This window comes from Schleiferilactobacillus harbinensis DSM 16991, from assembly GCF_000425885.1.
GTDB lineage: Bacteria > Bacillota > Bacilli > Lactobacillales > Lactobacillaceae > Schleiferilactobacillus > Schleiferilactobacillus harbinensis.
The window spans coordinates 42,271-65,339 of record NZ_AUEH01000001.1 but is presented as its reverse complement, the minus strand read 5'-3'; the positions used below and the strand labels follow the sequence as shown (position 1 = coordinate 65,339).

The following is a 23,069-nucleotide window of genomic DNA, read 5'->3' as shown; positions in this document are numbered from 1 at the left end:
ATCTCCTTTAATTTTGCTTAACGAGCGGCGGCCACTGAGGTGCGCAACTTAGCAAACTTCTTGTATAACTCGTCGAAAACCTGGTTGAACGTATCAGCCTCAGCCAATGTGTTGTGCTCGTCGAGGGATACCCGCACCGCACTCGTAGCGATCCGTTCCGGTACTTGCATGGCCTTCAGCGTGCTGGATTCGGTCCCCTTCTTCGACGAGCAGGCACTCGTGGTCGAAATGTAGATATCATGATCCTCAAAAGCGTGGACGATCGTCTCACCCCGCACACCAGGCAATGCAAAGCACAGAATATGCGGTGCAAAACGATTGCTGATTGGGGAGAAAATCGTCACGTCCGGATACTGCTGCAAATGGGTGATGATCCGTTCCCGAACCGCCTCCTGCTTGGCAACGTTGGCGTCTTCATTCGTTAATAATAACCGCAGTGCCTTGGCCATCGCACCAATGGCCGGTGTATTCTCCGTCCCGGACCGCCAATCATTTTCCTGGCCGCCGCCAGTCAGCAGCGGTGCAATCTTGCGACCGCGCTTCACGTAGATGAACCCGGTCCCCCGGGGCGCATGGAACTTATGCCCAGAGAATGTTGCGAAGTCCACCCGCGGTTCGCGAATCAGATCTCGCAGGCCCTTGCCCACAGCCTGAACAGCATCGACGTGGAAGTGGATCGTCGGATGATCGGCCAAGACCTTAGCAATCTCATGAATTGGCTGAATCGCACCGATTTCGTTATTCACGACCATAGTCGACACCAGAATCGTCTGATCCGTGATGGCATTGGCCAGCATTTGCGGATCGATAAAGCCGTCCTTGTCCACCGGCAGATACGTCACTTTGAAGCCCAGCTTTTCCAGCTGCTTCATTGTATTGATCACGGCTGGATGCTCAATGGCCGTCGTGATCAAGTGGTTGCCAAATTCTCGCTTCTCAATGGCCGTTCCTTTGATGATCCAGTTATCGCCTTCGGTACCGCCGCTGGTGAAAAAGATTTCATCCGGTGCCGCCCCGATCAGTTCCGCAATCTGCCCCCGGGCTGATTGCAGCATATCATTAGCCTTCGTCCCCACCGCATGCAGCGACGACGGATTGCCGAAGAAATTATTGCTGATGGCATCATAAGTGGCCAAGACCGCCGGATCAATCTTGGTCGTGGCACTGTTATCAAAATAAATCAATTAATGGACACTCCTCATATAACTACCCTAGTGGCGATTACGCCATTGCTTGGAAAATGTAAGTAACAAGAGTATAGAAAAAAATGAAGAAAAACGCAAGAGGGCAGAGGGCGAAGCCGACCGCTTAGAAGCGTAAGCACAAGGACCAGGGACCATAAACCCGCACTTAGGTTTCTGGTCCCTGGTCCTTGTGCTCTAGCTTCTGGTCGGCTGAGCCCGTTTAAGCAAAGAAGGACCCCTACAGCTTCCCCTTCCGTTCCTTATAAACCGCCTCGATCCGCTGATAAGCCCCCGGTTCTGCCGCTTCCACGGCCGTTGCAATCGTATCCAATGCCTGGGGATAATCATACGTCGTATTGAAGATCTGCGTCGCGCTCACGCTGGCCTTAGCCACCGTCTCGTTATCCTGCTTCAATGCATTGGCGTATTGCAGGATTTCCTGAGTCAGAGCCGCCGCGTCGATCAAATCGGCGGAGCGTTGTTTCAGCGTCTTCAAATCTTCCTGGGTCATGATCAACTGTTTAGTAATATCTTCCAAATTAATTTTGACCTGATTCAAGTCATGATCCAGTTTGCCGATCTCCTGGCGTACGATCTCTGCAAACTCCCGATATGATTTAGGCAATCCAGGCAAATTCTGCTGCAGCATCTCGCGCCGGGTTTCCCGATATTCCATCATGAAGCGGGCTAAGTTCTGGCGGGCGATCTCCTCGCCGGTACGCAGGCCGCTGAGGTCTTTATCGATCGCGACCTGTTTCTTTTCAATCTCCGCCAGCTGCGCGTTGATTTTGGTCAAATCTTCGTGTACCAAGGTAAAGACGGCTTCCTGATCATGAATTTTCTGTTCATCCTGGGTAAACCGTTCCTGAGCTTCCGCAATCTGCCGGCCAAAGTGCGCCGTTGTTTGGACTTCGTCATTAGTCAGCACGTAACTCTCGTCCAGATGCCGTACTTCATCCTGAAGCGTCTTATTCTGAACCGAGGCATGGGTCAAAAACGCCGGCAGAGCATTGCGCAGCTTTTCAACCGCCTCTTTGGCATCCATTTCCTTTTGCATCACATCGTATAAGTGATCAATGTTCGCGGCCAGCGCTTTGTTGGCCGCTTGCAGGCCCGGCACATCTTCTTTACGCAGCAGCGCCTCCGCCGCATGAATGTCATCATCCAGCTTCGTCAGTTCCTGGGGAATGTTAATATCAAAGAAACGATACCCGGTGGTGCGCAGCCGGTGATACCCCGCAACGAGTTCCTCCAGCTGGCCTGGGAAGATATTGGTCAATTCATTGACTCGCGGCGGAATATCCGTCACAGCCTTCTCCAACTGATCCAACTGCTTGGTAATATCCGCCAAAGCCGTCCGGGCTTGGATATGATCCCCGTTGCTGGCCAAGACATCCACTTGCTGAAACGCCTCATTGATTGCTGTCAGGGTGCTTTGCAGCGCGGTGATCGCACTGCCGAAGGAGAAGCTTTGCACCAGGATCGTTTTGCGTAATTGTTTGTATCGTTCCTGGGCCGCCTGTTTGGCCTCTTGATTTTGATGAGCAACATCCGCAATTTTATCCAGCGCCTCGGCAATATCTTGGGCCGTGCGCTCTTCATCGGTGATCAGCTCCGTGACGGCGACGATGTGCTGGCGGGCCTGGACCACATGGTAGCCGTCATTCGCCGTTGCGGCAGCATGCAGCTGCGCAGCGGCTTTAGGAAATTGCTCTTGGGTCAAGCGGGTATATTGATGCTGCCACTTGTGAAACGACTGCAGACTTTCTCCGCTGAGGGTAGTTTGCGCCAATTTAGCGACTTGCGCCGCCAAGGGCCGATCGGCCAATTGCCGCTGGCGCTGCTGTAACGTTTCTAACGCTGTCCTATTCTGAAATTGACGTAATAAAACCACGCCCGCAATCACTGCGATCACGATTAATACGCCAATGACGATGATCCCCCATAGTGGCACACTATCCACATCCTTAACTGCTTACTGACAACTTGCATCACCGGGCACGCCGGCATACAATACATACAAATTATACCAGAATCACCCGGGGGTCTACACCGACCGTCGGAACTTTATCAGAAACGAGGAATTTGCCATGGCAGATACCGATCTTTTAGTCGACCAGCTGACCAGCTTGCTGGCTGGCGAAACCAACCCCGTCACCATTCTGGCCAATGCCAGCGCCCTGCTGAATGATACGTTGGCCAACATCAACTGGGCTGGGTTCTATTTATATAATGAAGAAAACCGTCAGCTGGACCTGGGTCCCTTCCAAGGAAAAGTGGCCTGTATGCACATTGCCCCAGGCCGCGGGGTCTGCGGTACCGCCTACGCTACTGGCCAAGTCCAGCGGGTCGCCGATGTGCATCAATTTCCAGGGCACATTGCTTGCGACAGCGCCAGCAACTCAGAAATTGTTGTCCCCCTGCCTGGTTTCGGTGTCTTGGATATTGATTCACCGTTAACGGATCGCTTCAGTGCGGCCGACGAGACCGTCCTCACCGCCTTTGGCCGGGCCGTCCAGAAACAGCTTGACGCCACCCCTGCTCATTCGGTACAATAGCCGTTGTGCGTAAAATAAGCAGCAGCAAGCGGCAAAGCCGTCAACAAATGACGACGTCCAACAATAGTTCAATCGTGTAACCTCAGGCTGCAAAGGTGAAAATTGTAACGTCATTTGAACGATTGCTGAACTTGCCCGGTTATTTTACAAACCAAATAAAATAATTGGAGGAACTTCAATGTCTCGTTATACTGGTCCCCGCTGGAAACTTTCCCGGCGTTTAGGTCTGTCACTGTCTGGCAGTGGTAAAGAACTCGCTCGTCGCCCCTATGCTCCTGGTGAACACGGTGCGAATAATCGCCGTAAGGTTTCTGATTACGGTTCTCAATTACTCGAAAAGCAAAAGCTGCGTTTAATGTACGGTTTGAACGAACGTCAATTCATGAACTTGTTCGTTCGTGCCGGCAAGATTCGCGAAGGCAAGCACGGTGTTAACTTCATGGTGCTGCTGGAATCCCGTTTGGATAACTTGGTTTACCGTTTAGGCTATGCGACTACTCGGCCGCAAGCCCGTCAGCTGGTCAACCACGGCCACATTACCGTGGACGGCAAGCGCGTTGACATTCCTTCTTACGAAGTTAAGCCGGGTCAAGTCATTGGCTTGAAGGAAAAGTCCAAGGATCTGCAAATCGTTAAGGACGCTTTGGACAACACCGTTGCCCGTCCCCCGTTTGTGACTTGGGACGACAACGCTTTGACTGGGACTTATGTCCGTCAGCCGGAGCGGGAAGAAATGGAACCGGAAATCGACGAATCCTTAGTCGTTGAATTCTACAACCAAAAGCTGTAATTCTTTACAGTCATTGGTTTCAAGCAGTCTGGCCGCTAGCGGCTGGGCTGTTTTTTTATCGAAAGGACTCTAACCCGCGCTTCTGTCGGCAGAAACTCATTTAGCAGCGGCGGTGAAACTTGTTCGCCTGGCTTTTCTCCCATGGACCCTATGGTATACTAAAAGTAATAGACTTTGTGGGAGGCGACACAATATGGCAAGTGACGATGTCAATCAGCGGATTGAAGAAAGTGCGGTCGGCGGTCGGCAGACGAATCCAGATGAACGCCGGCAGTATATGGGCTCCTTACGGGAACGGGTCTTTGTTGCGATTACCGTGGGTGAATTGCCGAAACCAGAAATTTTAGCAGCTTTCAAGACGCATCTGACCGATTATCAAGGCTATAGTGCCTTGATCAATGGTACAGTTGATAATGCAATCACTGGCGGCTATATCCGGGCTTTAAGCAGTGCGAATATTCCATTCACCCTAGTGAACGATACCACCACCCCTCGGGACGATGCCGCTATGGGCTTACTGATCGTGGCGAAAGAGGCCATCAATAGCCAAACGGTGGCCATCACCGCCAAGTATCCTGAGGCCGCCCCGGGAAAGACGGATAAACCCAAGAAAAAGGGCTTTTTTGAATCGTTATTTTAACTTTACGTGAATGACAGGACTGGTACAAAACTCTGATTTCAAACGTGCCTAGTGCCAATGCGCAGCAAGCGGAGGCTGAGGGGGCTCAGTGGTGGAAACCACACGACGGCTTTGCCGTCGATGTGGTTAGGCGACTTGAAGACCGCGGTTTTCGCGGGCTTCAAGCGCCGTCACCACGTTCCAGCCCCCCTCAGCCGGAGCTTGCGGAGCATTGGCACGACGTATCAGAAAAGGAGTTTTGTCCCAGTCTTTTTCTTTGAGAAAGGACAATGATCGATGGTAGAACCGCTTGCTTACCGGATGCGGCCGACCAACTTGGATGAAGTGGTCGGTCAGCAGGATTTAGTCGGCCCAGGTAAAATCATCCGCCGCATGGTTCAAGCCAAACGGCTGAGCAGTATGATCCTCTACGGCCCGCCTGGCATCGGCAAAACCAGTATTGCTTCAGCCATTGCCGGCAGTACAAAATACCATTTGCGGATCTTAAATGCAGCCACGGATACTAAAAAAGATCTGCAAGTAGTCGCCGAAGAGGGCCGAATGAGCGGCACCGTTATTCTGCTGCTGGATGAGATTCACCGGCTGGACAAAACCAAGCAGGATTTCCTGCTTCCCCATTTAGAAAGCGGCCGCATTATCCTGATTGGGGCAACCACTGAAAATCCTTATATCAATATTAGTCCGGCTATTCGCAGCCGCACTCAGATTTTTGCGCTCCACCCGTTAGCCGTTGACGATATCGAGCAGGCCCTGCATCGGGCACTGAGCGACAAAGAAAAGGGGCTGGGCGGCTATCCCGTCACCATCAGCGATGACACCCTCAGGGTTTTGGCGCAGGGCGCCCACGGCGATTTGCGCACAGCACTGAATACATTGGAACTCGCCGTCCTCTCCACCCCAACGGATAAGCAGGACCACCGGATCCATGTCACCGAGCAGGTGATCGTTGATTCGGGCGCTCGGCCGCCGATTGCCGGGGATAAAAACGGCGATGCCCATTACGATACGATTTCTGCCTTTCAAAAATCCATCCGCGGTTCTGACACGGATGCCGCCCTGCACTATCTAGCGGTACTGACCGCCAGCGGCGACCTGCCATCAATCATGCGCCGGCTGCTGGTGATCGCCTATGAGGATGTCGGGATGGCTAATCTGCCAGCCGCAGCCCGCACCGTCGCTGCGGTGCAAGCCGCCGAGCGTCTCGGCCTGCCCGAAGGCCGCATCCCCTTGGCAGACGCTGTAATTGAATTATGTCTGTCCCCAAAATCGAATTCGGGAATCAGTGCCGTGGACGCTGCCCTCGCTGATGTCAACAGCGGCAAGGGCCAAAAGATCCCTGCGGCCTTGAAAGATGCCCACTACAAGGGGGCCAAAGAATTAGGCCACGGTACGACCTACAAATATCCCCACGCCTACCCGGGCGACTGGGTCGCCCAGCAGTATTTACCCGACGATATTAAAACAGCTCAATACTATGAGCCGAAACATAACGGTAAATACGAAACTGCCTTTGCGGAGCAATATGCCCGTCTCCGCCAGGCTGGACCCCATAGCCACGCTTGAAATGGCTTCCATTCCACTTGCCAAACGGCTTTGCACATGCTAGTATTAAGTATGGTCATCTTAGGTGTTCGAGTTTTCCTCTTATCAGGTTGACCGATCAAGTAACACCACATTGGGACGGCGAATCTCTTCTGCGCGTGCATAACCATTTCACTTGGTAGCCCTGAACGGAAGAATAACTGACCCACCTGCTTAATATTAGCGGGTTCAACTGTACGGAAAAATCAACGGCACCACTAAGAGCCAGCGCGCAACAGCAATGTTGCGCGTTTTTTGTTATCATGAATGTATTCTGGTACCGTCGAAAGGATCTAAGTCTGTGTTAGCTAAAACTGCCATCATTATCCTATTGATTTTGCTTGTTCTGCTGAGCATCATTGCCCGGCTGATCGTCGTCCGGCTGATGACCACCACTCCAGACAGCGCCGTGCTGCGGGCGATTATCCCCGCTCTGCGGCGGGCCACCATGATTCTGCTGTTTATTGCTCTGATCGGGGCTGTGATTTTGCTCAATGCCCCGCTGATGTGGAATCTCGTTACCGTTGCCCTCACCCTGCTTTACATGCTGGCGCTGATTTTTCACTTAGCGCGCCTGTTAAAAAAATAAAACTGGGCAATTCTGCGCACCGCTCAGTAGTACGGTATAATTAAAGAGAAAAGAAGAAATGAGGTGGACACTATGTTGCAACAATACAAGCGGGTCCTGGTTGCGATTGATGGATCCTACGAAGCAGAATTGGCTTTTCGCAAAGCTGTGGAAGTGACGAAACGGAACCATGCCCATTTGTTCCTGTTACACGTCATCGATACGCGGGCTTTCCAAAACGTATCAAGCTTTGATTCCGCGATGGTGGAACAAGTCACCGAAACCCAGAAACAGACCATGAAAGAGTATGTGGAAATTGCTCAACGCGCCGGTCTAACCGATGTGTCCTACGAAATTGAATACGGCGCACCCAAAACACTGATTGGTCGAGACTATCCGAAAGCCAATGATATTGACTTAATTATGATCGGCGCCACCGGCCTGAATGCCGTCGAGCGGTTATTGATCGGCTCAGTAACGGAATATGTGACCCGCGTCGCCAACTGCGACGTTTTGGTCGTCCGGACCGATTTAGACAATAAGCCAGCACTGATCGACAGCAAACATCCGGAAAGCCATATTAATCCAGAAAACGACTAGTCGGCAGTCTAGCAAAAGGGAGACAAAACCACCATGGTTTTGTCTCCCTTTCTTCGTGCCGATTTACTCCGTTTCGCGATCTGACTGGTCGAGCGTTTGCAGTAAGGCATTAATTCTGGCTTCCATATGGGGATGCCGCCGAACTTTCGCGATAAATAAAGCGGACTCCAGCTCACAACGACCCTGTTCGGTGTCTCCCGCCCCGAGCGCCGCTCGGGCGCGCACAAAAATTAGCCGCTCCATGATAAACATGCTATTGCCGGCATTCAACCGCTCCAAACCATCGGCCGCGATCACGCGCGCCTGCCGCCAATACCCTTGCGCACATAACAATTCGGCATGGGCGAGCAAAACAAACAGCTGCATTTCCAACTCCCAGGACTGACCGCTGGGCCATTGGCTGATGCCATCCCGAGCGGCCAAAATATAATAACCGGCCTGCGCCAACGCCTGTTGGCGAAAATACGTATAGCCAAAGCCCAGTTGCGCCAGCAAGCGAAACAGATCATGCGGCCCAGCGGCCCCTTCATTGAGGGCCTGAGAAAAACGAAACCGGGCTTCATCCAACCGCGGCCCGTCGGCCAAGGCCACGAGCCCCTGCAACGTATAGTAGTGCGCACGCAGTTGATCTGCCTCAATCAAATCGGCTAGCGGTATCAAAAGCCGCTGACACCCAACGATATCCTCATCCATAAACGCTTCCAAAGCACGGTCCAACTGGCGGCGCAGCACATCATCTGGTTGACTCATGACACTCTCGGCCGGAATCTCTAAGCGTTGACACAGCCCGTTAATGATATCCCAAGCCACATTTTGATCATACTTTTCGATCAAACAGACCGTGGCCTGGGCACAGATGCCGTGGGCAAGTTCCCTTTGGGACAGGCGTTTGCGTAAACGTGCGGTACGAATGGCCTCACCTTTAATTAACATGTACTCGACTCCTTGTGAACTTCCAAACACCCTAGGCTCCATTATAAAATAACGCAGGCCGGCTGTCACCCAGGCATTGTTCGTACGTTTTAACCAGTGAGTGGTTACAATAGAGTTAACTCAGTTGAAGGAAAGCGGGTCATGTTATGGATTTGAAAGATTATCGGTACAACGGTACTGGCGAGTTTCATATTGGCGAACAGGCCACCACTCCGCCAGCCGACTATCAGAATCAAGAAAAGGCAATCAAAAAGGAAATTAAAAAGGATCGCAAAGTGTTGCAGGATGCCCAAGAAAAACTGTATGCGCAAAACCAATTTGGTATCCTAATCCTTTTTCAAGCTTTGGACGCCGCCGGCAAAGACGGGATGATCAAACACGTGATGCGTGGCGTAAATCCCCAAGGAACGACGGTTACGCCGTTCAAAGTTCCCACCGCCAACGAACTTGCCCACGATTATTTATGGCGCACCCGGGTGGCTTTTCCCCGCAGCGGCGAAATCGCCATTTTCAACCGCTCTTACTACGAAGAAGTCCTCGTTGATCAGGTCCATCCAGCCAACGTTTTATCGGAACACATTCCCGGCATCACCAGCGTCAAAGATGTAGACAATAAGCTCTGGCAGCAGCGGTATAGCGATTTTCGAGAGCTGGAAGCCTTTGCTAACCGTAACGGGATCATCATCCTTAAGTTCTTCCTGCACCTCTCCAAGGGCGAGCAAAAGAAACGCTTCTTGGCCCGTATTGAAGTGCCCGAGAAAAACTGGAAGTTTTCGGAAAACGACATCAATGAACGCCAGTATTGGGATCAATACCAAAGGGCCTACGAAGAGATGATTCGCCATACAAGCACCAAAGAAAATCCCTGGTATGTCATTCCGGCCGACGACAAATGGTATTCTCGCTTGATCGTTTCGAAAATCATCAATGCCCGCATTGGCGCCTTGCCGCTGCACTTCCCGCAAGTCACAGATGAACAAAAAAAGGGCCTGCACGCGGCCCTGGATAAACTAGAAGACTAACTCGTAAGCATCCCGCGGACTACCATCAGTCATCCAAATCGTCCCGGTATGCTGAAATGCAAAGTGGCCCAGTAAATGGTGCATTGGGGTATTCTTAGCGTGGGTATCCACGCGCACCGCCGGGGTGCCGGCGGTTTGAATATGGGCCAGCACCCCGGTCATGAACTGCTGGCCGATGCCATGATGCAAGTGCTGGTTCGAAACGACGAAACGATGGATCGTTATGTAAGCCCCAGCAGTCAGCCACTGGCCGGCAATCCTGGCATAGGTGGGCTCCGGGCTGGGCATGAGGGCGGCATAGCCCACCACCTCACCGGTGGCCAGTACAGCCACTTGCCCGGCCCCGGTAATCAAATCAGTTTGAAAGTCCGCAGCGCCAGGATAGGCATCCTGCCACTGCGGTATTTTTTCGGCGGCTAACCGGGCCCGGGCAGCCGCCCACATCCGGATCACGGCCGCTTCGTCTGCTGGTACTGCATTGCGTATGGTAACGTCCATCGAATCGCCTCTCAGCCTAAATTATTATTGGCAATATCGCCTAAGAACTTCATGATACTATCCGGATAATCGTTGCGCAATATCATTGCTTCCAATAACCGGTTCCGGTTATACCAGCGATTCCAGAAGGCAACATTTTCCTGCGGCCGCATCGTCATCAGCCGTCCCTGCCACTGTTTTAACAATAGGAGCAGATAATCGGCATAAAAGGTCTCCTTGTTGGCCAGCGTACTTAACGAATAGGCTAGTCGCTGATCTTCACCGTAAGCCAGGGCATCCCGCACGGATTGGTAGCCCAGCATCACGGCACTGAGTAAAAAGATCTTGTCCGCCCGGGTCAGATTACGTTCACCCAGCTCATCGACCACGTTGCCAATATGGATCCAGGCATGGCCCCAGCCTTTTCCGTCAATATAGCCGCGGCCATCCTGCTCCAGCAGGGCATAGGCCGCTACCCGGTGCAGAATGACCAGCACCTCTCCCTCGGTCAGGGTGTGATAATCAGTACGGTCGGCAAATAACAGTGTCCCCAGCACCAGCACCGAAAAGCTGCGCTTAAACAAAGCGTCTGCTTCCGGCTCCATGATGTGGTCAAACAGATACTCCGGTGACGACACCACTGCCACGGCATAGTGGAACTGTTCATCCGTCAAGGTATGGGTCCGCAGCAAATCATTGATCAAGTAAAATGCCCCATGGTCCCGCAACCGCAAATCAGTATTGCTCAGCTGATCTAAAATAAAATCCAGATCACCGTCGGCCAGATCCTGAGCGGGTGCTTGCCCAGCCTGGTCGTCGTGCTTCATTTCTTGCAGCCGGTCCCGATAGCGTTTATTCAGTGCCAGCATACGGGCTAAGTCCAAAGCACTGGTCGTCGGCCGATGATAGGCACTGCGCCGTTTCTTGCGCGGCACTTGATCACGGGCCGCACTCAGCAGCGTTGGCAAGTTTTTGTAGATATCGCCCCGATTCAATTGCAGGCGTAGTACGTCTAAGCGGTCATAAAAGTCTTGTATTGCTTGATCCATAATCGATTCCTTTCTGACAATTCGCTCTTCTGCGCGGCGGCGCGGTATACTAGATTAAAGGGGGGATGATGACAAATGGATAACGCAGGACGCGACTGGCTGACGCCGCTCGCCCAAACGTGGCACGCCTATGAACGTGATCACCAATTAGCCACGCACCGGCAACTGATTGCCGCCCATTACCGGAGCGACATGCTGGCAATGATCGGCCGCCGCTACCGCCGGCCATTTCTGATCACCGCCGCGGGGGCAGCGGGGATGGCGGCGGTCTTGATGATCGTCGCTATTTTAGGCGGTGCGCCCTGGATCTGGTCCCTGATCATCGGCTTGCTGATCATTGCCGGGACGGTCAGTGCCACTGGGGTTTATTTAAGCAAACGCCCCCAGCTGCTGCGCAATACCCGCTTTCGCCGGACGATTCATCGCTTGAAACACACTGCCCATTTTTCCCGGCTCGCCCAGACTGACTGGGCTATTCATAATGAACAGCAGCACTTATTCAAGCAACCGCTCGTCATGGCCACGCTGCAAGCTTTGCCGGCCAACTTGCGTAATCAGCAGGCAGTGGCGGGGCTGTACGTCTTATTGTGGCGTCAGCAAGCGCCAACGCTGGGCCAAGCCATTGCCATGTACCAGCATGATCCGCGCCAAGTGGGGATGAGCCGGCGGGATATCCGCCAACTATTGTATCAAACCAAGGCGGCGGATGAGTCTCAAACACTCTAGCAATAACAATAAAAGGATCGAGCCAAAGTCGTTCTCTGGTACGCCGTGCCAATGCTCCGCAAGCTGCGGCACTCGGTGCGCCAGAAACTCAGAATTTTGGCCCGATCCTTTTGTTGTCCTTCTTTTTACCCGACTGACCCTACCATCTCATAACTGATCAACCGGTTCAATTCCACCGCATACTCCATCGGCAACTCCTTCGTGAACGGCTCAACGAAGCCCATGATGATCATTTCAGTGGCCTTGTTCTCGGGAATTCCGCGGCTCATCAAGTAATACAGCTGAGCTTCGGAAATTTTCGAGACTTTTGCCTCATGTTCCATCGAGACATTCCCGTTCAAAATCGTGTTGTACGGAATGGTATCGGACCGGGATTTCTCATCCATAATAATGGTATCACACTCGACATGGGCAAAAGAACCGTCACTGTCCCGGTCGAAGCGGACGGTACCGCGGTAGTCCACAGCGCCGCCATCTTTCGCGATGGACTTCGACACAATGGAGCTGGAGGTGTTCTTGGCGTGGTGAATCATCCGGGCCCCGTTATCCTGATCCACGCCGGCCCCAGCAACGGCGATACTCAGCATCGTCCCCCGAGCGCCCTCACCGTCCAGATAAACAGAGGGGTACTTCATCGTTGTTTTGCTGCCCAGGTTGCCATCGACCCACTCCATGGTGGCATTCTTCATGGCCTGGGCGCGTTTGGTCTCCAAGCTATAGACATTCTTGGACCAGTTCTGAATCGTCGTGTAGCGGCAATATGCGTCGTCGTTGACAAAAACTTCGACCACAGCGGCGTGCAGGCTGTCTGAGGAATAATTCGGGGCCGTACAGCCTTCGACATAGTTCACACTGGCCCCAGGTTCAACAACGATCAGAGTCCGTTCGAACTGCCCCGAATTCTCGGTATTGATTCGGAAATAAGACTGGATCGGAATGTCCGTCTTCACTCCTGCCGGGACGTAGATAAAGCTGCCTCCGGACCAGACGGCAGAATTCAACGCCGCAAACTTGTTGTCCGTGGGTTTGACCAGTGTGGCAAAATACTTTTTAAAGATCTCCGGGTACTGTTGCAGCGCCGAGTCGGTATCCATGAAGACGATGCCGAGTTTTTCAAACTCGTCTTTCATGTTGTGATACACCATTTCCGATTCGTACTGGGCCGCAGAACCTGCCAAATACCGGCGTTCTGCTTCCGGGACCCCTAATTTTTCAAACGTATCCTTGATCGTTTCCGGCACGTCATCCCAATTGCGATATTTCTTATTCGTCGCCTTTTGGTAATAGAGCATGTCGTCTAAGTCCAAGCTGGACAAATCGGGACCAAAATCCGGCATCGGCATCCGCCGGTAGATTTTGTAGGCTTTCAAGCGAAAATCCAGCATCCATTGAGGCTCGTTCTTTTCTTTGCTGATGGTCCGAACAATATCTTCGGTCAACCCGCGACCGGTGGAGAACACCGGCTTAACGTCGTCAGAAAAGCCGTAATCATAGTCTTCATCCAACGTGGGCACTGTATCCAGCAAGTCCTCGTTGTTTTTCGTGTTTTTGGTCTTTGCGTCAGTCATGGAATCACTCCTTTTCTGGGAAACCAGGCAGGGCTTGGTCTAAGGCCTTCCAGGCCAAGGTGGCACACTTGATTCGGGCGGGAAAGGCCCGCACCCCGGCCAAGAGACTGGCGTCCCCCAAAACGTCGTCCATTTCCTTCGTGGTTTCTTTACCGGTGATCATTTGGGAAAACAGATAAACAGCATCCCGCGCTTCCTGGACCGTCTTCCCCTGAACCACGTCGGTCATCATGCTGGCACTGGCCTGGGAAATCGTGCAGCCGCTGCCGTTGAAGGCAATGTCCGCGATTTGCTGACCATCTGGACTGAGCTTGACCTGCACCGTGATCACATCGCCACAGGTGGGATTTTCCATTTCTTTCTCATGGCTGCCGTCAGCCAGCGTACCGTGATGGTGGGGATGCTGGGAGTGATCTAAAATCACCTGACGGTACAGCAAGCGTAATTGATCTTCATTCATTGCTGGAAGAACTCCTTTGCTTCGTTCACCGCGGCCACCAGCCGATCGACATCGGCTTGGCCATTATACAGATAGAAACTGGCCCGGGCGGTAGCCACCACGCCTAAGCGCTGCATCAACGGCTGGGCACAGTGGTGGCCAGCCCGGACGGCGACTTGTTGGGTGTCCAGCACCGTGGCCAAGTCGTGGGGATGCACACCATTCAGGGTAAAGGCAATCACCCCACCGCGCCGGGCTGCATCTTGGGGGCCGTAAATGGTCAGGCCGGGAATGGCTTTGAGCTGGTCTAACGCATAGGTCGTTAACGCGCGCTCATGATCGCGAATCTTGTCTAACCCGATGGCTTGCAGATAGCGGATCGCCGCTGCCAGGCCAATGGCGCCGGCAATATTGGGCGTACCGCCCTCAAAGCGCCACGGAATATCAGCCCAGGTGGTCTGAAATTTCTCCACCTTGCTGATCATTTCACCGCCGAACTCAATTGGCGGCATGGCTTCAAGCAGCGCCATTTTACCATACAGTACCCCGATCCCGGTCGGCCCAAGCATTTTGTGGCCGGAGAAGGCAAAAAAGTCTGCTCCCAAGGCCTGAACGTCCACCGGCATGTGGGGGGCGCTTTGAGCCCCGTCAACCACCAGAATGGCCCCTGCTGCGTGGGCGAGTTGGCCGATTTCTTGAATCGGATTGATCGTGCCGAGCACGTTTGACACTTGGGTCACTGCGACGATTTTGGTTCTCGCGGACAGCATGGCCCTATAGGCCGGCATGTCCAGCAAGCCCTGATCATCAATATCCACGTACCGCAGCTTGGCGCCGGTACGCAGGGCGAGCTGCTGCCATGGCACCAGATTGCTGTGATGTTCCATGATCGTAATAATAATCTCGTCCCCGGCCTGAATGTGGGTACCACCCCAGCTTTGAGCGATCCAGTTTAAGCTTTCCGTCGTACCGCGGGTAAAAATAATGTTGGCGGTATCTTCGGCATGGATAAAATCGGCCACAGTCTGGCGGGCATTTTCGTATGCTTCTGTGGCCTGTTCCGCCAGAGTATAGACGCCGCGATGCACATTGGCATTTTGCCGCGTATAGTAATGGACTAGGGCATCGATCACTGCCTGCGGCTTTTGCGCCGTCGCAGCCGAGTCTAAATACACCGCATCAGGAACCGCGTCGGCCCCTTGCCACATCGGAAAATCAGTTTTGTTGATGGGCGACAGTTTGGCCATGGATAAGCTTCCTTTCAATGGTATCGATCAATTCCTGCTGCACAGTCGGCAACGGGATTGCCGTCAAGACCGCGCCGAGAAAACCGCGAATCACCAAACGCTGGGCCACGTCCTTGGTCAGACCGCGACTCATCAAATAATACATCTGACTGGCATCTACTCGGCCTACTGAGGCAGCATGGCCGGCTTTCACATCATTTTCATCAATCAAGAGAATGGGATTGGCGTAGCCGTGGGCCGCCCGGGACAGCATCAGCACACGGTTCTCTTGCTGGGCATCAGCGCCCCGGGCCCCTTTCACAATGTGGCCGATACCGTTGAAAATCAAAGCCGCCTTTTCCAAGATCACCCCGTGCTGCAAAATATTGGCTGTGGTCTGGCGGCCAATATTGGTCACGCGGGTATTCAACCCTTGGGTCTGCTTACCGGTGGCCAGAGCGACAACTTTCACGTCGGCCGTACTGCCGGTACCAACCAGATCGGTACTAGTATCGGCCAGCATGTTGCCGTCGTTCAGCACGCCCGCCGTCCAGTTCAGGACCCCGTTGGCGGCAACAGTGGCGTGCCGCCGGATGAAGGCCGTGATGTTGCTGCCGAATGCATCGACATTAGCAAAGTTCACTTGGCTGTTTTCTCCCACCACGATTTCGGTCACCACGGAATCGGCACTGGCTGCGCCGTCTTCGCCGGTGTATCGATCGACGATCGTCACCTGGGCGTCGCTGCCGACGACGACCAGGACATGGTGGTGCGCATTTTGGCCGGCAAGCAAACGGGTATTCAACACCACCGGTTGATCGCTGTGGAAGTGATCCGGTATCTGAATCAATACGCCGCTGTTGAGATGGGCGATATGGAAGGCCGTCAGGCGATCTGTCGGGCCGGTTTGTTTAAACAAATAGTCCTTGAACGGCGCCAAATCAGCATCCGTCGCCGTCAGCAACGAGCGCACGATCACTCCCGCCGATGTCGGCAGCCCGTCAGGATAGGTCACCCCTGCCGCGGTGCCGGTGCCAAACAGCGGCCAAGCATGGTAGCTGACCTTGGCAAACTCCGGCCAGGGCGCTTCTGAATAGGCCTCGGCGGCCCTTTGTCGCTGGGCCGTCAGCCATGCACTATGGTCCAGGTCCGCATAAGCCGCTGCAAGCGCCGCCCCGTCTAATTGCTTCGGTCCGAACGCCATTAGGCCTCCCCCTTTCCAGAGGGGATATCGGTATCGTCTGTCAACGGCACATCCAGCCCCAGTTCGTCCCGCAAACCGACGTAGCCCTCCTTTTCCAGAGTTTCTGCCAAGGCAGCGTCCCCGGATTTCACGATCCGGCCGTCCATCATGATATGCACCACATCCGGCACGATATAATTCAGCAGACGTTGATAGTGGGTAATAATGAGTGTGCCAAAATTCGGGCCGCGCATGGCGTTGACCCCTTTGGCGACGACCTTCATCGCATCAATATCCAAACCAGAATCAATTTCATCAAGGATGGCAAACGGCGGCTCGATCATTAATAATTGCAGAATCTCATTACGCTTCTTTTCACCCCCGGAAAATCCCTGGTTCAAGTAGCGTTCGGCCATTTCTTCCGGCATGTCCAGCAAGGCCATCTTATCATCCAGTTTCTTGATGAATTCCCGGACGCTGATCTGATGGTCGTCATCCCGCCGGGCATTGATTGCCGCCCGCATGAACTCGGCATTGGTTACCCCGGCAATTTCTGCTGGGTACTGCATGGCTAAGAACAATCCAGCGCGGGCGCGCTTATCCACCGGCCAATCGAGAATGCTTTTCCCATTCAGGAGAATGTCCCCCTCACCGACTTCATATTTCGGGTTGCCCATAATGGTCTCCGAAAGCGTCGATTTACCGGTCCCATTAGGGCCCATGATTGCGTGGATCTCACCGGTGTGCATCGTCAGGTTGACACCCTTCAGAATTTCTTGATGGCCGTCTTCGTCATCCACTGCCACGTGCAGGTTTTTAACTTCTAATGTGTCCATGCCGTTTGTCATCCTCTCGTTGTATGTTTAATTGTAGCCCGTTTAATCGTAAGCGTCCACGGAACCGTTTAGATTCCTGGGTACGGAAAAGTCCCGGCCAAAATCCGTCACGCTGGATTTCGCCGGGACTGTTTTTTCGATGCTTCAGGATCAGAAATCCTCTTCTTCGCCGCCGAACATATAGCTCGTATAGTGGAACCGCATCGACATGATAAAACCGATGCCGATCATATTACCCAGCAGCGCTGACCCCCCTTGGGAAATAAAGGGCAGCGGAATCCCGGTCAGCGGCAGCAAACCGATGCTCATACCAATGTTTTCGAAAACGTGGAACACAATCATCATGATCACGCCCGTGGAAACATAGGCATAAAACTCGTTTTTGGTGTCGAAGGTGACCTGGATCATTTGGTAAATGAGCAGGAAGTACAGCAGGATCACTGCGCAACTGCCGGCAAAGCCAAAGTTCTCACCAATCACACTGAAGATCATATCTGATTCCCGGACTGGTACGTAAACCTGGGAATTATTGAAGCCTCGGCCAAACATTTGACCGCTGCCGATGGCCTTCATCGACTGCCACAACTGGTAACTGGTGGAAGACGTATCCACTGATGGATTCATCCAGGCATCGATGCGGTTGAACTGATATTGGTGGAAGCCAAAGTGCAGCAGAATCTCCCGCCCCCAATCCTGGGTCACCAGGAGAACCGCGCCGCCGCCGACTACGACCACGAAGGCAATTAGCGGCAGCAGAATCTTCCAGGTCATCCCCGACACCAGCATGACCCCGCCAACGATAGCCAAGAACACGATCATCGTCCCAAAGTCGTTCTGCAATTTGAGCAGGACAGCCACGGGTAAAAAGGTCAAAACCATTTTGGCAATCAGGAACATGTCGCTCCATACCCGATGCACCGCGTACTTTTCGTTATGCTTCGACACCACCATCGCCAGCATTAAGATAAACGCCGGCTTCATCAATTCTGATGGCTGGAAAGTCAATGGACCGATTGCAAACCAGCTCTTCGCGCCGGTCTGAGTAAAGTACGCCGTACTGTAAAACCGCAAGACCAGCAGCAGCAAGAGCAGGCCGCCAGCATAGGCATACGGCGCAATCTTCCACAATTGTTCCGAATCAAATTGCATGATGACCACGATGGCAATGGCGCCTAAGACATACCATAAGGCCTGAACGCCCACCATCTTCATCGCGCTGCCACCGCCAGGATCATGGGTCGTTGCCACATAAATCGAGACCAGCCCGACAAGCGCGAGCATCATCACGGAGAAGATCACGCCATAGTCAATGCGGTCCCCCTCAGATTTATTCTTGCGCTGTAATGTTTGCATGCGAACTCGTCCTTCCGCGCTTAACCGTTGTGCCGATGTAGATTATATTCCGCGATCAAGGCCTCCACCGCGTCGTCAGCAGTGTGAAACTTGCCGCCGACGGGCGTCTCGCCGGACCGGGCTAAGTAATGATCATCCTCTTGGGTGATCATGCCCAGCACATCATGATCCGTCTTCAACCGCCACGTGTTCGGCGTATCCGGAATTTCCTCCAGGGCCAACGGAATGTTTTGTTTCTTATTATGACTACTCATGGGTACCTGCTTTCTTCGTAAATACTTCCGGGTGAAATTTACGGGCAATCAGTTCGTCTTCGTATTGTTCCGGATGGGGATTACGCCGGAGAGAAAAGTGATCTCCCACCGGATCAAAGCCGCCCTTCACAAACGGATTGCAGCGCAAAATCCGGGCGGTGCCCATCAGGAACCCCCGGACCGCGCCGAACTTTTGCACCGCTTGCAGCATGTAATTGGAACAAGTCGGATAGTAACGGCAGCTGGGCGGAGTCAAAGGCGAGATAAACCGTTGATAAAAATGAATCAGAGCCAGCAAAATACGCCGCATCGGTCATTCCTCCCTATCCATGTTGGCCGCTACTGCCAGAAAGAAAAGACGTGTTGCCAGGTAGCGGGGTCAAAAAAGCGCAGCGGATTCTGACCGCCCAGCGCCATCCCGGCCATCCCGCCAATCAATAACGCGATGAATGCGACGATCAGCACGATCAGCACATGCTTGAGCACTCGCCGGGCATGGTGACTATCTGTTTTCAACATCATCACTTCCTGTTCAAAAATCCAAATTACCGCTTCTTTTTACCGGTGACGTGGTCGAGTAAAATGCCCGTGCCCAGAGCCACCGAGTCCAATGGATCATCCGCCACTACGACAGGCAGATCCAAGGCATCGGCAAACAAATGGTCGATGTTCTTCAGCAGCGCCCCGCCGCCGGTGAGCATTACGCCGCGATCAATGATATCGGCCGACAATTCTGGCGGTGTCTGATTCAAGACTTCCTTAGTCGCCGCGATCACTTCGTTCAGCGTCGGGGTAATCGCCTCGGTAATTTCTTGGGCATTCACCGAAACCTCCCGGGGCAGCCCGGTCATCAAATCCCGTCCCCGGACTTCAATACTCTTATCTGCCGGCGGCTCGAAGGCGTAACCGATTTCTTTCTTCAGCGTCTCCGCAGTATGTTCACCAATCAACAGATTATGCTGCTTCTTGATATGGTTCACGATGTCCTGGTCCAACCGATCGCCGGCCCGCCGCAAAGAACGCGATGTGACCACGTCACCCATGGACAGCACAGCAATATCGCTGGTCCCGCCGCCGATATCGACAACCATATTTCCTTGGGGCTTGAAAATATCCATCCCTGCGCCGACTGCCGCGACTTTCGGTTCGAGTTCCAAATAAACCTTGCCGCCGCCGGTCTTTTCAGCGGCTTCAATGATCGCCTTGCGCTCAATGTCCGTCGTATTCGTGGGGGCACAGATCATAATGACTGGTTTCGACATGAAGCCCTTAACGTTCAACTTATTAATGAAATACGCAAGCATGGCCTCGGTAATGTTGAAGTCAGCAATTACGCCTTCTTTAAGCGGCCGAATCGCCCGGATATTTCCTGGCGTCCGCCCGACCATTTGATAAGCTTCCGTGCCGACGGCCAAGACCTTACCGCTCTGGGCGTCAATCGCCACGACGGAAGGCTCATTCAAAACAATGCCTTTTCCTTTTACATTGATCAGTACGTTCGCCGTACCCAAATCAATTCCGATGTCCTTTGCCAAAATGCTGACTCCTCTCGCGAAATGCTTGGTAAATTATACCATACTTTTACCCGGTTGAACGCGGCCTAAGCCTCCGCAGCCGGCGCACCGCCTAGCTTTGGCCTACTTGCTAAAGATTATGGAAAACTGGTTGATCATGCTTAACAGGAATGAACTGACGCCAAAACCAATGGCACAGGCCAGCAGGATCAAGAAAACCCGGGCCGGACCGACTTGATCTTTCTGCAAGATCTGGTCGAAACGCAGCGCGATAAAGGAGCGGAAGGTCAGAAAGATGAAGAAAAGATGCGAGGCAATCGTCAGCCCCGCTTGCAGTTTGAAACCGTTCATAGTGTCCTCCTAAGGCGAAGAATGGTCTTTGCCTGCCGTGCCAAAGCTGCGCAACCTCCGGCGGAATTGGGCTGGAACGTGGTGACGGCGCTTTGAGCCCGCAAAAACCGCGGTCTCAAAGTCGCCTAACCACATCGACGGCAAAGCCGTCGTGTGGTTTCCACCACTGAGCCCATTCCGCCTCCGGTTGCTACGCATTGGCACTAGATAGCAATAAAATTTATATTTTCGCCACGACTAATTAAAAATAAAAGCCGGCACGCATTGCGTACCGACTTTAGCATACCATAAACCAACATTACTGTTGTTTCACGTAAATCCGATTGACCGCCCGTTGCAAAGCCACTTGGGCCCGACGCACTGAATCAACATCGTGCTTCGCGTTCGCCTCAGCGATAGCCTTTTCGGCCCGTTCCTTGGCGCGCTGTGCCCGACTCAAATCAATATTCCGTTCCCGTTCAGCAGAATCGGCAACAATGCTGGCGACATTATTCGAAAACTCCATAAAGCCGCCATTCACTGCGATGTGGTTTTCATGATCCGAGCCATCGACCCGTTGGACCCGCACTTCGGCGATTTTCAACGGTGCAATGATTGGTTCATGCCCCCGCATGATTCCGAGTTCACCGTCAATGGCATTGACGATCAGCAGGTGGGCATGGTGGTCATAGACAACCCCGTCAGGTGTAACGATCTTGACGGTAATTGCATGGGATAAATCTTCCGCCACGAGTGTCCCCTCCTACTATGCTTTAGCGGCTTGCGCAGCTGGCTGGTCAGCAGCCGGCTGCTTAGGCTTGAAGCCAAGCTTGGCTGCCTTCTTCGGCACATCTTCAATTGGGCCGACAGACCGGAAAGCTTCTTCAGGGTAATCATCGAACTTGCCGTCCAAGATTTCCTTAAAACCGCGAACCGTATCCTTGACTGGAACATAGGCTCCCGGCACGCCGGTGAACTGTTCTGCGACAAAGAAGTTCTGAGACAAGAAGAATTGAATCTTCCGGGCCCGGGAAACGATCAGCTTTTCGTCATCGGACAATTCATCCATCCCCAAAATGGAGATGATGTCTTGCAATTCCCGATAACGCTGGAGGACATGCTGCACTTCGGTCGCTACAGCATAGTGCTCGTCACCGACAATTTCCGGATCCAGTGCAGACGAAGACGACTCCAGCGGATCCACAGCAGGATAAATCCCCTGCTCGGTCAAACGCCGTTCCAGGTTCGTGGTGGCGTCCAAGTGGGCAAAAGCCGTGGCCGGCGCCGGGTCAGTATAGTCATCGGCCGGTACATAAATGGCTTGAATTGACGTTACGGAGCCCTTCTTGGTCGAAGTGATCCGTTCCTGCAGCTGACCCATTTCAGTCGCCAGCGTCGGCTGATAACCAACAGCGGACGGCATCCGGCCCAGCAAGGCAGAAACTTCAGAACCGGCCTGGGTAAACCGGAAGATGTTATCGATGAAGAGCAGCACATCCTGCCCTTCAACATCCCGGAAGTATTCGGCCAGCGTCAACCCCGTCAAGGCGACCCGCATCCGGGCACCAGGCGGCTCGTTCATCTGACCAAAGACCAAGGCGGTTTTCTCCAGTACACCGGAGCCCTTCATTTCGAAGTATAGGTCGTTCCCTTCCCGGGTCCGTTCGCCGACCCCGGTGAAGACAGAAATACCATTATGCTCTTCGGCAATGTTGTGGATCAATTCCTGAATCAAAACCGTTTTACCAACTCCGGCACCGCCGAAGAGGCCAACCTTCCCGCCTCGCAGATAGGGGGCAAGCAAGTCGATTACTTTGATCCCCGTTTCAAGCACTTCAGAAGTCGTGCTCAGTTCATCATACTTAGGTGGTTCACGGTGAATCGGATCCCGCCGGAAGTCCGCCGGGAACGGCGTACCGCCATCGATGGGATGACCCAGGACATTGAATACCCGGCCCAGTGTCTCCTTACCAACGGGTACGGAAATGGGGCCGCCGGTATCTTTAACGCTCATACCGCGCTGCAGACCGCCAGTGTCTTCCATCGCGATAGTCCGCATGACACCGTCACCGAGCTCCAGGGCGACTTCCAGGACAACGGTCTGCTTATTGTTGTTTTCCACTTCCAGGGCATTGTTGATTTCCGGCAATGACCCATCCAGCGGAAAGGCAACATCGACAACAGGGCCGATGACTTGGACGATTGTACCTTCACTCATTCGTTTGTCTCCTTTCCCAT

The 23,069-nt window shown here is 53.3% G+C and carries 26 protein-coding genes and 1 other RNA gene; 9 read left to right on the top strand and 18 right to left on the bottom strand.

Annotated features, from left to right (window positions below; translation table 11 throughout):
* Window positions 1–17: 17 nt before the first annotated feature.
* A complete protein-coding gene (locus H627_RS0100350; RefSeq protein WP_027827301.1) occupies window positions 18–1,184 on the bottom strand; it encodes a cysteine desulfurase family protein in 1,167 nt (388 codons plus the stop codon).
* Window positions 1,185–1,422: 238 nt separating this feature from the next.
* Window positions 1,423–3,147, bottom strand: coding sequence for a septation ring formation regulator EzrA (locus tag H627_RS0100345; RefSeq protein WP_081674523.1), 1,725 nt, complete (start codon window positions 3,145–3,147; stop codon window positions 1,423–1,425).
* Window positions 3,148–3,274: 127 nt separating this feature from the next.
* Here H627_RS0100345 and msrC point away from each other — a divergent pair, with 127 nt between their 5' ends.
* The 7 genes from msrC to H627_RS0100315 all read left to right on the top strand — a co-directional run bounded on the left by msrC (window position 3,275) and on the right by H627_RS0100315 (window position 7,921).
* Window positions 3,275–3,742 carry a free L-methionine (R)-S-oxide reductase MsrC gene (gene msrC, locus H627_RS0100340; protein ID WP_027827299.1) on the top strand — a complete coding sequence of 156 codons (468 nt, stop codon included), beginning with the start codon at window positions 3,275–3,277 and terminating at the stop codon, window positions 3,740–3,742.
* Window positions 3,743–3,920: 178 nt separating this feature from the next.
* On the top strand, window positions 3,921–4,532 hold the full coding sequence (gene rpsD, locus H627_RS0100335) for a 30S ribosomal protein S4 (protein ID WP_027827298.1): 612 nt from the start codon (window positions 3,921–3,923) through the stop codon (window positions 4,530–4,532).
* A 193-nt stretch (window positions 4,533–4,725) separates the two neighbouring features.
* Window positions 4,726–5,172 (top strand): YueI family protein, encoded by a 447-nt coding sequence (locus H627_RS0100330; protein WP_027827297.1) that lies wholly within the window; start codon window positions 4,726–4,728, stop codon window positions 5,170–5,172.
* Between the two features lie 276 nt (window positions 5,173–5,448).
* Window positions 5,449–6,735 (top strand): replication-associated recombination protein A, encoded by a 1,287-nt coding sequence (locus H627_RS0100325; RefSeq protein WP_027827296.1) that lies wholly within the window; start codon window positions 5,449–5,451, stop codon window positions 6,733–6,735.
* A 53-nt stretch (window positions 6,736–6,788) separates the two neighbouring features.
* Window positions 6,789–6,983, top strand: a non-coding RNA gene (gene ssrS / locus H627_RS19535) — 6S RNA.
* 71 nt (window positions 6,984–7,054) lie between these two features.
* Window positions 7,055–7,342, top strand: a complete 288-nt coding sequence (locus H627_RS0100320; protein ID WP_027827295.1) for a hypothetical protein — start codon at window positions 7,055–7,057, stop codon at window positions 7,340–7,342.
* 72 nt (window positions 7,343–7,414) lie between these two features.
* Window positions 7,415–7,921, top strand: a complete 507-nt coding sequence (locus tag H627_RS0100315) for a universal stress protein (protein ID WP_027827294.1) — start codon at window positions 7,415–7,417, stop codon at window positions 7,919–7,921.
* A gap of 63 nt (window positions 7,922–7,984) precedes the next feature.
* Here the strand turns inward: H627_RS0100315 and H627_RS0100310 are convergent, their stop codons facing one another.
* The gene (locus tag H627_RS0100310) at window positions 7,985–8,854 is read right to left on the bottom strand and encodes a helix-turn-helix domain-containing protein (protein WP_027827293.1); all 870 of its coding nucleotides are present in this window, start codon (window positions 8,852–8,854) and stop codon (window positions 7,985–7,987) included.
* A gap of 146 nt (window positions 8,855–9,000) precedes the next feature.
* On the opposite strand from H627_RS0100310, the gene H627_RS0100305 reads away from it, so the two are divergent.
* Window positions 9,001–9,876, top strand: a complete 876-nt coding sequence (locus H627_RS0100305; protein WP_027827292.1) for a PPK2 family polyphosphate kinase — start codon at window positions 9,001–9,003, stop codon at window positions 9,874–9,876.
* On the opposite strand, the gene H627_RS0100300 is transcribed toward H627_RS0100305, so the two are convergent.
* Both H627_RS0100300 and H627_RS0100295 read right to left on the bottom strand, forming a co-directional pair.
* The gene (locus H627_RS0100300) at window positions 9,865–10,374 is read right to left on the bottom strand and encodes a GNAT family N-acetyltransferase (RefSeq protein WP_027827291.1); all 510 of its coding nucleotides are present in this window, start codon (window positions 10,372–10,374) and stop codon (window positions 9,865–9,867) included. The genes H627_RS0100305 and H627_RS0100300 overlap by 12 nt on opposite strands.
* Window positions 10,375–10,385: 11 nt before the next feature.
* The gene (locus tag H627_RS0100295) at window positions 10,386–11,402 is read right to left on the bottom strand and encodes a DUF2785 domain-containing protein (RefSeq protein ID WP_027827290.1); all 1,017 of its coding nucleotides are present in this window, start codon (window positions 11,400–11,402) and stop codon (window positions 10,386–10,388) included.
* Window positions 11,403–11,477: 75 nt separating this feature from the next.
* Between H627_RS0100295 and H627_RS0100290 the strand changes: the two genes are divergently transcribed.
* Window positions 11,478–12,128, top strand: coding sequence for a hypothetical protein (locus H627_RS0100290; RefSeq protein ID WP_027827289.1), 651 nt, complete (start codon window positions 11,478–11,480; stop codon window positions 12,126–12,128).
* A gap of 125 nt (window positions 12,129–12,253) precedes the next feature.
* On the opposite strand, the gene sufB is transcribed toward H627_RS0100290, so the two are convergent.
* The 13 genes from sufB to atpD all read right to left on the bottom strand — a co-directional run bounded on the left by sufB (window position 12,254) and on the right by atpD (window position 23,049).
* Window positions 12,254–13,696 (bottom strand): Fe-S cluster assembly protein SufB, encoded by a 1,443-nt coding sequence (gene sufB, locus H627_RS0100285; RefSeq protein WP_027827288.1) that lies wholly within the window; start codon window positions 13,694–13,696, stop codon window positions 12,254–12,256.
* Between the two features lie 4 nt (window positions 13,697–13,700).
* On the bottom strand, window positions 13,701–14,156 hold the full coding sequence (gene sufU / locus H627_RS0100280; protein WP_027827287.1) for a Fe-S cluster assembly sulfur transfer protein SufU: 456 nt from the start codon (window positions 14,154–14,156) through the stop codon (window positions 13,701–13,703).
* On the bottom strand, window positions 14,153–15,343 hold the full coding sequence (locus tag H627_RS0100275; protein WP_226999247.1) for a cysteine desulfurase: 1,191 nt from the start codon (window positions 15,341–15,343) through the stop codon (window positions 14,153–14,155). The genes sufU and H627_RS0100275 overlap by 4 nt, the downstream gene beginning before the upstream one ends.
* Window positions 15,344–15,350: 7 nt before the next feature.
* Window positions 15,351–16,565 carry a Fe-S cluster assembly protein SufD gene (sufD, locus tag H627_RS0100270; RefSeq protein ID WP_027827285.1) on the bottom strand — a complete coding sequence of 405 codons (1,215 nt, stop codon included), beginning with the start codon at window positions 16,563–16,565 and terminating at the stop codon, window positions 15,351–15,353.
* The gene (sufC, locus tag H627_RS0100265; protein WP_027827284.1) at window positions 16,565–17,380 is read right to left on the bottom strand and encodes a Fe-S cluster assembly ATPase SufC; all 816 of its coding nucleotides are present in this window, start codon (window positions 17,378–17,380) and stop codon (window positions 16,565–16,567) included. Before sufC ends, sufD begins: the two co-directional genes overlap by 1 nt.
* Before the next feature lie 150 nt (window positions 17,381–17,530).
* A complete protein-coding gene (locus H627_RS0100260) occupies window positions 17,531–18,733 on the bottom strand; it encodes an FtsW/RodA/SpoVE family cell cycle protein (protein WP_027827283.1) in 1,203 nt (400 codons plus the stop codon).
* A 20-nt stretch (window positions 18,734–18,753) separates the two neighbouring features.
* The gene (locus tag H627_RS0100255; RefSeq protein WP_027827282.1) at window positions 18,754–18,987 is read right to left on the bottom strand and encodes a DUF2969 family protein; all 234 of its coding nucleotides are present in this window, start codon (window positions 18,985–18,987) and stop codon (window positions 18,754–18,756) included.
* Window positions 18,980–19,297: a membrane protein insertion efficiency factor YidD gene (gene yidD, locus H627_RS0100250; RefSeq protein ID WP_027827281.1), complete on the bottom strand. Its 318-nt coding sequence runs from the start codon at window positions 19,295–19,297 to the stop codon at window positions 18,980–18,982. The genes H627_RS0100255 and yidD overlap by 8 nt, the downstream gene beginning before the upstream one ends.
* Window positions 19,298–19,326: 29 nt before the next feature.
* Entirely contained in the window at window positions 19,327–19,509 is a 183-nt protein-coding gene (locus H627_RS0100245; protein ID WP_051225035.1) for a DNA-directed RNA polymerase subunit beta, read from the bottom strand.
* A 23-nt stretch (window positions 19,510–19,532) separates the two neighbouring features.
* A complete protein-coding gene (locus H627_RS0100240; RefSeq protein ID WP_027827279.1) occupies window positions 19,533–20,522 on the bottom strand; it encodes a rod shape-determining protein in 990 nt (329 codons plus the stop codon).
* 102 nt (window positions 20,523–20,624) lie between these two features.
* Window positions 20,625–20,852, bottom strand: a complete 228-nt coding sequence (locus H627_RS0100235; protein WP_027827278.1) for a DUF1146 family protein — start codon at window positions 20,850–20,852, stop codon at window positions 20,625–20,627.
* Between the two features lie 298 nt (window positions 20,853–21,150).
* Window positions 21,151–21,582, bottom strand: coding sequence for a F0F1 ATP synthase subunit epsilon (locus H627_RS0100230; RefSeq protein ID WP_027827277.1), 432 nt, complete (start codon window positions 21,580–21,582; stop codon window positions 21,151–21,153).
* Between the two features lie 15 nt (window positions 21,583–21,597).
* Window positions 21,598–23,049, bottom strand: a complete 1,452-nt coding sequence (gene atpD, locus H627_RS0100225) for a F0F1 ATP synthase subunit beta (protein WP_027827276.1) — start codon at window positions 23,047–23,049, stop codon at window positions 21,598–21,600.
* Window positions 23,050–23,069: the final 20 nt, after the last annotated feature.